The organism is Enterobacter cloacae complex sp. S1, assembly GCF_014930525.1.
Taxonomy (GTDB): domain Bacteria; phylum Pseudomonadota; class Gammaproteobacteria; order Enterobacterales; family Enterobacteriaceae; genus Enterobacter; species Enterobacter hormaechei_C.
The window spans coordinates 1-7510 of sequence record NZ_JADBRE010000019.1 but is presented as its reverse complement, the minus strand read 5'-3'; the positions used below and the strand labels follow the sequence as shown (position 1 = coordinate 7510).

Here is a 7510-nt window from a genome sequence, read left to right as displayed (position 1 = left end):
TTAATATTTTTTAACTTTATGATTTATATAGATATATTTTATTTGCCGTACAATAAGCGAGGCAAAATTTAACATCTTAGGTATTAAGGGGTAGAAACACCTGTAAAGCGATGGCGATCACAGCGTTACCTGCGTATGACCACAGGAAAAGCTATTAGTATGTTGTAACTATTTGGCGATTAAAAAAAGCGCGGCACTCAGGCCGCGCAAACGGATAATCAAGCTTACTTGTTTTTCTTGGTATTACGGCCATATACCAGCCAGGTGATGACCACGCAGGCGATATAGAAGACGAGGAATATTTTCATCGCACCCGCCGGAGAGCCGGTCAGATCCAGTGAGATACCGAACGCTTTTGGAATAAAGAAGCCGCCAATCGCGCCAATCGCAGAGATAAACCCAAGCGCCGCAGCGGTATCGGTGGCGGCTTCACGCATTGCCTGCTCATCGCTCCCGCCCTGCGCTTTCACGCGGTCCATGGTCAGCTTGCGAAAGATGACAGAGATCATCTGGAAAGTAGACGCACTGCCCAGCCCGGCGGTCAGGAACAGCACCATGAATACGCCGAAGAAGGCAAAGAAGTTACCCCCCTCACCACCCGCAGGCAGCGTCAGGAACAGCAGCGCACAGAAGATGGCCATCACAACAAAGTTCACCAGCGTAACGCGCGTTCCCCCCAGACGGTCGGAGATCATCCCGCCCAGCGAACGTGCCAGCGCGCCGATAAACGGACCGAAGAAGGCAAACTGAAGGATCTGCACGTCCGGGAACTGGGTTTTAGACAGCATGGCAAAGCCTGCGGAGAAACCGATGAACGAGCCGAAGGTCGCCAGATACAGCAGCGCCATCACCCACAGGTGGCCACGCTTCAGCACCGGCAGCTGCTCGCTCAGTGACGCTTTGGACGCGGACAGATCGTTCATGAAGAACCACGCCGCCAGGGTAAAGACCACCAGGAACGGTACCCAAATCCAGGAGGCGTTTTGCAAGAACAGCACGGAACCGTCGGGCTGCGTCACACCGCCGCCGCCAAAGGCCGCAAAAATGGAGACAGAGATCGCCAGCGGGGCAATCAGCTGCATCACGCTCACGCCCATATTACCGAGGCCGCCGTTAATGCCCAGCGCACCACCCTGCTTCGCTTTCGGGAAGAAGAAGCTGATGTTTGCCATACTGGACGCAAAGTTCGCCCCCGCAAAACCGCACAGCAGAGAGATAATCACGAATACGCTAAACGGTGTGGAGGTATCCTGCACCGCAAAACCGAGCCACACGCACGGTACGATCATGATCCCGGTACTGAAAGCCGTCCAGCGACGACCACCAAAGACCGGCACCATAAACGCGTAAGGAACGCGCAGCAGTGCGCCTGAAAGCGACGGCAACGCGGTCAACATAAACAGCTGATCGGTGGTAAAGGTAAAGCCCACTTTTGGAAGGTTAACCGCAACCGCACTAAACAACATCCAGACGCAAAACGCCAGTAACAGACATGGAACGGAAATCCACAGATTACGACTTGCTACACGGTGGCCGCGCTGTTGCCAGAACGCCGGATCCTCTGGACGCCAGTCTGTAATAACGGCACCAGTTTCCCTTTCGGGAGCGGAAGAGTGACTCATAGACACCTCTGATTCTTGAATGATGCTGCAAACATTAGGGCTTTAGAGCGGCGGTAAGTTGATATAAATCAAAGGAAAAGTGGGAGGTTTTGCGACGAAAAAAAAGCCATCACTCTTAATGAGTAGATGCAAAACGTAAAAAAGGTGTGTTTTTTCACGGTGCTGACGCATCCCTGCTTCGTCCACCCACTAACCGTTACCCCTCTGGCAATTTAGAGGTAATCCTTTATTGGTATGGGTATACTCCAGGGTATGCACCAGAATAGCGCCATTCCTGCAATCAGGTCACGTCAGGAGCCCGGCAACTCTATGTTAAAAAGATGTTTATCTCCGCTGACGCTGGTTAACCAGCTGGCGCTTATTGTTCTGCTGTCCACCGCTATCGGTGTGACCGGCATGGCTATTTCTGGCTGGCTGGTACAGGGTGTGCAGGGTAACGCGCATGCCATCAACGAGGCAGGCTCGCTACGTATGCAGAGTTACCGGCTACTGGCGTCGGTACCGCTGACGCAGGCTGACCAACCGCTTATCGATGAAATGGAGCGTACCGCATTCAGCCCTGAACTGGAAAGAGCCGCCATCCGTGACGGTCAGCAATCTCAGCTTAAGGCGCTTCAGGGCTACTGGCATACCCAGCTGGAGCCTGGGTTAAAGCGGGCGGAAGACCGGGAAACGGTCGCCCGGGACGTCGCCGGGTTTGTGTCACGCATCGATCATCTTGTCTCCTCATTCGATCGCACCACAGAGTTACGCATTGACCGTGTGGTGATGGTTCACCGCGCAATGGCGCTGTTTATGGGTTTGCTGCTGATTTTCACGGTTATCTGGCTGCGCGCGCGGTTGCTTAACCCCTGGAAACAGCTCCTGGCGATGGCCCGCGCCGTCACACAGCGCGATTTTACCCAGCGCACGCACATCAGCGGGCGCAACGAAATGGCGATGCTCGGCGAGGCGCTCAACACCATGTCGGCAGAGCTATCAGAAAGCTACGCGGTACTGGAACAACGCGTCCAGGAGAAAACCGCCGGGCTTGAGCAGAAAAACGAGATCCTCTCTTTCCTCTGGCAGGCGAACCGTCGCCTGCATATGCAGGTCCCGCTTTGCGAACGTCTCTCGCCGGTACTGAACGGCCTGCAAAATCTGACTCTGCTCCGCGATCTTGAGCTTCGGGTTTACGACGTTGAAGATGAGGAAAACCATCAGGAATTTACCTGTCAGTCGGACATCTCCTGCGACGATAAAGGGTGTCATCTGTGCCCGCGCGGCTTGCCGCCGCTTACCACCAGCGGCACGACCCTCAAGTGGCGGCTGATGGACAGCCATACCCAGTACGGTATTTTGCTGGCCACCCTGCCCGCCGGACGTCACCTGAGCCACGACCAGCAGCAGCTGGTCGATACGCTTGTTGAGCAGCTCACGGCCACGCTGGCGCTCGACCGCCACCAGGAGAAACAGCAGCAGCTGATCGTGATGGAGGAGCGTGCCACCATCGCCCGCGAGCTTCACGACTCCATCGCCCAGTCCCTCTCCTGCATGAAGATGCAGGTGAGCTGCCTGCAAATGCAGGATGAAGGCATGCCCGAGAGCAGCAAACAGCTGCTCAGCCAGATCCGCAACGAGCTTAACACCTCGTGGGTTCAGCTTCGCGAGCTGCTGACCACCTTCCGTTTGCAGCTCACCGAGCCGGGGCTGCGCCCTGCGCTGGAATCCAGCTGTCAGGAGTTTAGCGCCCGGCTGGGCTTCCCGGTGAAGCTGGATTACCAGCTGCCACCGCGTTTTGTCCCCTCTCACCAGGCGATCCATTTGCTGCAAATTGCCCGCGAAGCCCTGAGCAACGTGCTCAAGCATGCCGAGGCGACGGCCGTCACGGTCACCGTCAGCTGCCAGGATAATCAGGTGAAGCTCAGGGTTCAGGATAACGGCCGCGGCGTGCCGGAAAATGCCGAACGAACGAACCACTATGGTTTAATTATCATGCGAGACCGCGCGCAAAGCCTGCGCGGTGATTGCCAGGTTCGCCGGGGAGAGTCAGGTGGCACCGAAGTAGTGGTCACCTTTATACCCGAAAAGTCCCTCATAACTGCTCAAGGAGAAAACCATGACTAATCAGGAACCGGCATCTATCCTGTTGATTGACGATCATCCGATGCTGCGCACTGGCGTTAAACAGCTTGTCAGCATGGCGCCAGATATCACCGTCGTCGGGGAAGCCAGTAACGGCGAACAGGGTATTGAACTTGCCGAATCGCTCGATCCTGATTTGATCTTGCTCGATCTCAACATGCCGGGCATGAATGGCCTGGAAACCCTCGACAAGCTGCGGGAAAAATCCCTCTCTGGCCGGGTGGTGGTCTTCAGCGTCTCAAATCATGAAGAAGACGTGGTCACGGCCCTCAAGCGAGGGGCAGACGGCTATCTGCTGAAAGATATGGAGCCGGAAGATCTGCTCAAGGCGCTGCAACAGGCTGCCGCAGGCGAGATGGTGCTGAGTGAAGCGTTAACGCCGGTACTGGCCGCCAGCCTGCGCGCGAACCGCGCCACGTCTGATCGTGACGTCAGCCAGTTGACCCCGCGCGAGCGTGACATTCTGAAGCTGATTGCCCAGGGGCTGCCGAACAAAATGATCGCCCGCCGTCTGGACATCACCGAGAGCACGGTCAAAGTGCATGTCAAACACATGCTGAAAAAAATGAAGTTAAAATCCCGCGTCGAAGCCGCCGTCTGGGTGCATCAGGAGCGCATTTTTTAACTTACTCATCCGGCAGCAACTTCCACCGTGGATCGTCGGCAGGCATTGCGACGAGCGGTTGCACCACGGAAAGCGTGATCTCATTGGAGGAGACACGCTGCCCATCCTTATCTTCCACCACGGCCGTAAGCCGCCATGTATTTTTCGCCCCTTCCGAATCATCCCATGCAGGCATGATCACACTCCAGCCATCGCTGCTGTTGCCGTTTGCCGGTGAGGTCAGGCTGAGCGCCTGGGTATCACCCAGCCAGTGGATCTGCCGGATACCGTGCGTGCTGCGAATTTGCAGCTTCAGCATAACCGTTTCGCCTGGCTTAAGATCCCACGGCGGCGTGGCCAGATATACCGAGAGGGTTTTGCGCTGACGGAATTCCATCACGGGCAGATTATCGCGATCGGGTGAATCATAGCGGCTGCCCCGCAGCGAGCGCGTCGCCGCCACTTCCCCGGCGGAAAGCTGTTTCGCCAGCGGCACGCCAAAACGATAGTTGAGCTTCAGCCCGAGGTTATTCTGGCTAACGCCGCTCTCCCCCTGCTTATGGGCAGCCGTCAGGGTGACCAGCGGTACGGGGGTATAGTTCAGCCCCAGGTTGACCGCAACCGGGTTGTGATACCCCGTACCGCTGTTAAACAGATCGACGTTATCGCCAAAATACTGTTCAAAGCTGACGCTGGTGTTCAGGTGGTGAAACCAGGGAAGCCAGGCTTTGGCCGTTACGTCGTATCCGCGCGCCATGCGCTGCTCGCGGATGTCGGAACGCGGCTGCCAGCCAGCGAACGGCTGGTAGTAATTGGCCGACAGGCGCAGGTTTTCACCCCACGCCTCTGCGCCCAGCCCGGCACGTTGCAGGTTGTCTTCCAGCAGGTTGTCGTAAAAAGTGTTGTAGCCCAGCAGCCAGTTTCCGGCAACCCAGCGCTGACCTGCCCCGACGTTACTCACCAGCCCGTCTGTCTGCTGCGTCAGCCCAAGCTGGCTCCAGCTCAGATAGCGGGTGTTGTCGTTCCAGGGGATAAACCAGTTTCCGCTGCTGCCGTTAAAGTTGCCGTCGTCATCCACCAGCACATTGACGTTGGCGTTTCCCCAGGGTGAAAGCCAGGATTCAATCTGCTCGTTGACTTCCCCGCTCACGGCATCCCGCACCTTGCCAAACGCGAACTGTCGCGCCTGCTGCCCGGCCGTCAGGCCGTTATCGGTCATACTGGCTTCACCGAATGCCTTAGCCATTTCAGCCAGATGCTTTTCGCCTTCGCTGGTCGGTTGCGCCATGCCGAGATCCGGCAGACTATCGCCGTTGTTATCAAACGGATTTTGCGCCTGCTGCACGAAGGATTTCGGCGCACCATGAACGGCTCCAGCCGTAAAAAGGGGGAGTAACAGCAAAAAACGGATGCGGGACGATACAGCCTTCAACGTCGTCAATCAGAACCTGTGTTTATGAACAAACACTTATTATGTTAACGCCATAAGTCCTGAAAACCAGTCTTAACAGAAATTTCAGGAATATCCTGAAAAGATTTGTCGGGTGGCGGCTTCGCCTTACCCGACCTACAAATTCGTACCGGTGCGAAGCCGCCACCCGACGCCCTTACACTATTATCCCAACAGCGCTTTCAGCTCCGGCACGCAGGAACCACAGTTCGTGCCGCAGCGCAGCTTCACGCCCAGCGCTGGGGCAGAATCACAGCCTCCGGCTATTGCCTTACGTATCGTATTTTCACCCACGCTGAAGCAGCTACAGATAATTCGCCCGGGATCGGCATCTTCGTCCGGCCGTTGCCCGTGCAGCAGCGCATGGCGTTCAGCAAGTTGGACGGGCGCAGCAGCAAAGGCTTCTTCAATAAACGCATGCGCCAGCGCCGGCAGCGTATGGCCCTCCCAGTAGCCCAGCATCAGCTCACCGTGATGCCAGGCGAGCACGCTGCTGCGTTCTCCCGTCTGTGCCACCTGTAACTGCCAGCCCCGACCGCTGGCGTACGCCATGATCCACGACAGCAACGGCTGCTCCCCCGCCACCGTCAGACGTGAGGCTTTACGCCACCAGCAGACCGACGGCGGCAGCGCTGGCAGCTCGCGGGCATACAGTTCACCCTGCCAGGCCGGTAGCCAGGGCAGGATCCTCACCGCGGTTTGTTTACTCTCCGGCTGGCCGGACCCGGCATCAACCCGCCCTTCCACCAGCGCATTGACCTTACCCTGCCGGGCAAATTGCGCGTTCCAGTGCATCGGCGCAAACAGCTCGCCTGCACGCTGCGCGGTGGAGATACGTACTCTGGCAACCATCACTCCGCGCGGGGAGCTTACCCGCGCCAGCTGGCCGTCAGTCAGCCCGGCGCGCGCCGCATCGGTTGCGTTCATCTCAACAAAAGGCTCATCGATATGCTGCATCAGACGCGGAACATACCCCGTGCGCGTCATGGTGTGCCACTGATCGCGGATCCGCCCGGTATTCAGTATCAAGGGGTACAATTCGTCGACGCCTGCCCCATGCGGGGAGGGGTCAACCGGAACAAGCGTTCTTTGCGGGAAATCACCGGCATGCCACTGATACGGCGCCAGCTCGTCCCACGCCTCTCGCGACAGCGACGCCAGTTCGCGCAGGTTTAGCGCCCGTTCGCCGTTATTTTCAAACGCCGTCAGCGCCGCATGTTCACAAAATATCTCCTGAGGGTGTTCCCAGGCGAAGGCATCGCCATAACCGAGCTGGTCTGCGATCCGGGCGATGATCCACCAGTCCGGTCTGGCCTCGCCCGGCGCAGGCAGAAAGGCGCGCTGGCGGGAGATACGGCGTTCTGAATTGGTCACCGTGCCGTTTTTCTCGCCCCAGCCCAGGGCGGGAAAACGGATATGGGCAAACCGGCTGGTGTCCGTCTCCTGCATCACCTCAGATACCATGACCAGCGGGCAGGCCGCCAGCGCCTGGCACACCGCGTGGCTGTCGGGAAGTGACACGGCAGGGTTGGTGCCCATGATCCACACTGCCTTCACCTCGCCGCGGGCAATGGCGTCAAACAGTTCCACCGCCATCAGGCCCGGGGTCTGCGCCAGCCGTTCCGTTCCCCAGAAACGCGCCACGCGCGAGAGATCGTCCGGCTCGAAGTTCATGTGCGCCGCCAGCTGATTCGCCAGTCCCCCCACTTC

The 7510-nt window shown here is 57.8% G+C and carries 5 protein-coding genes; 2 read left to right on the top strand and 3 right to left on the bottom strand.

Annotated elements, in window-relative coordinates; all coding sequences use genetic code 11:
• Positions 1–224 precede the first annotated feature (224 nt).
• Positions 225–1622 carry a NarK family nitrate/nitrite MFS transporter gene (locus tag IM290_RS13595; protein ID WP_017693303.1) on the bottom strand — a complete coding sequence of 466 codons (1398 nt, stop codon included), beginning with the start codon at positions 1620–1622 and terminating at the stop codon, positions 225–227.
• 309 nt (positions 1623–1931) lie between these two features.
• Between IM290_RS13595 and narX the strand changes: the two genes are divergently transcribed.
• The gene (gene narX / locus IM290_RS13590) at positions 1932–3728 is read left to right on the top strand and encodes a nitrate/nitrite two-component system sensor histidine kinase NarX (protein WP_193042512.1); all 1797 of its coding nucleotides are present in this window, start codon (positions 1932–1934) and stop codon (positions 3726–3728) included.
• Positions 3721–4371: a two-component system response regulator NarL gene (narL, locus tag IM290_RS13585; RefSeq protein WP_003856701.1), complete on the top strand. Its 651-nt coding sequence runs from the start codon at positions 3721–3723 to the stop codon at positions 4369–4371. The genes narX and narL overlap by 8 nt, the downstream gene beginning before the upstream one ends.
• Before the next feature lies 1 nt (position 4372).
• Here narL and IM290_RS13580 read toward each other — a convergent pair whose 3' ends face one another.
• Positions 4373–5791 carry a YchO/YchP family invasin gene (locus IM290_RS13580; RefSeq protein ID WP_032669673.1) on the bottom strand — a complete coding sequence of 473 codons (1419 nt, stop codon included), beginning with the start codon at positions 5789–5791 and terminating at the stop codon, positions 4373–4375.
• Positions 5792–5965: 174 nt separating this feature from the next.
• A partial coding sequence (locus tag IM290_RS13575) for a molybdopterin dinucleotide binding domain-containing protein (RefSeq protein ID WP_193354480.1) occupies positions 5966–7510 on the bottom strand: 1545 nt, incomplete at its 5' end.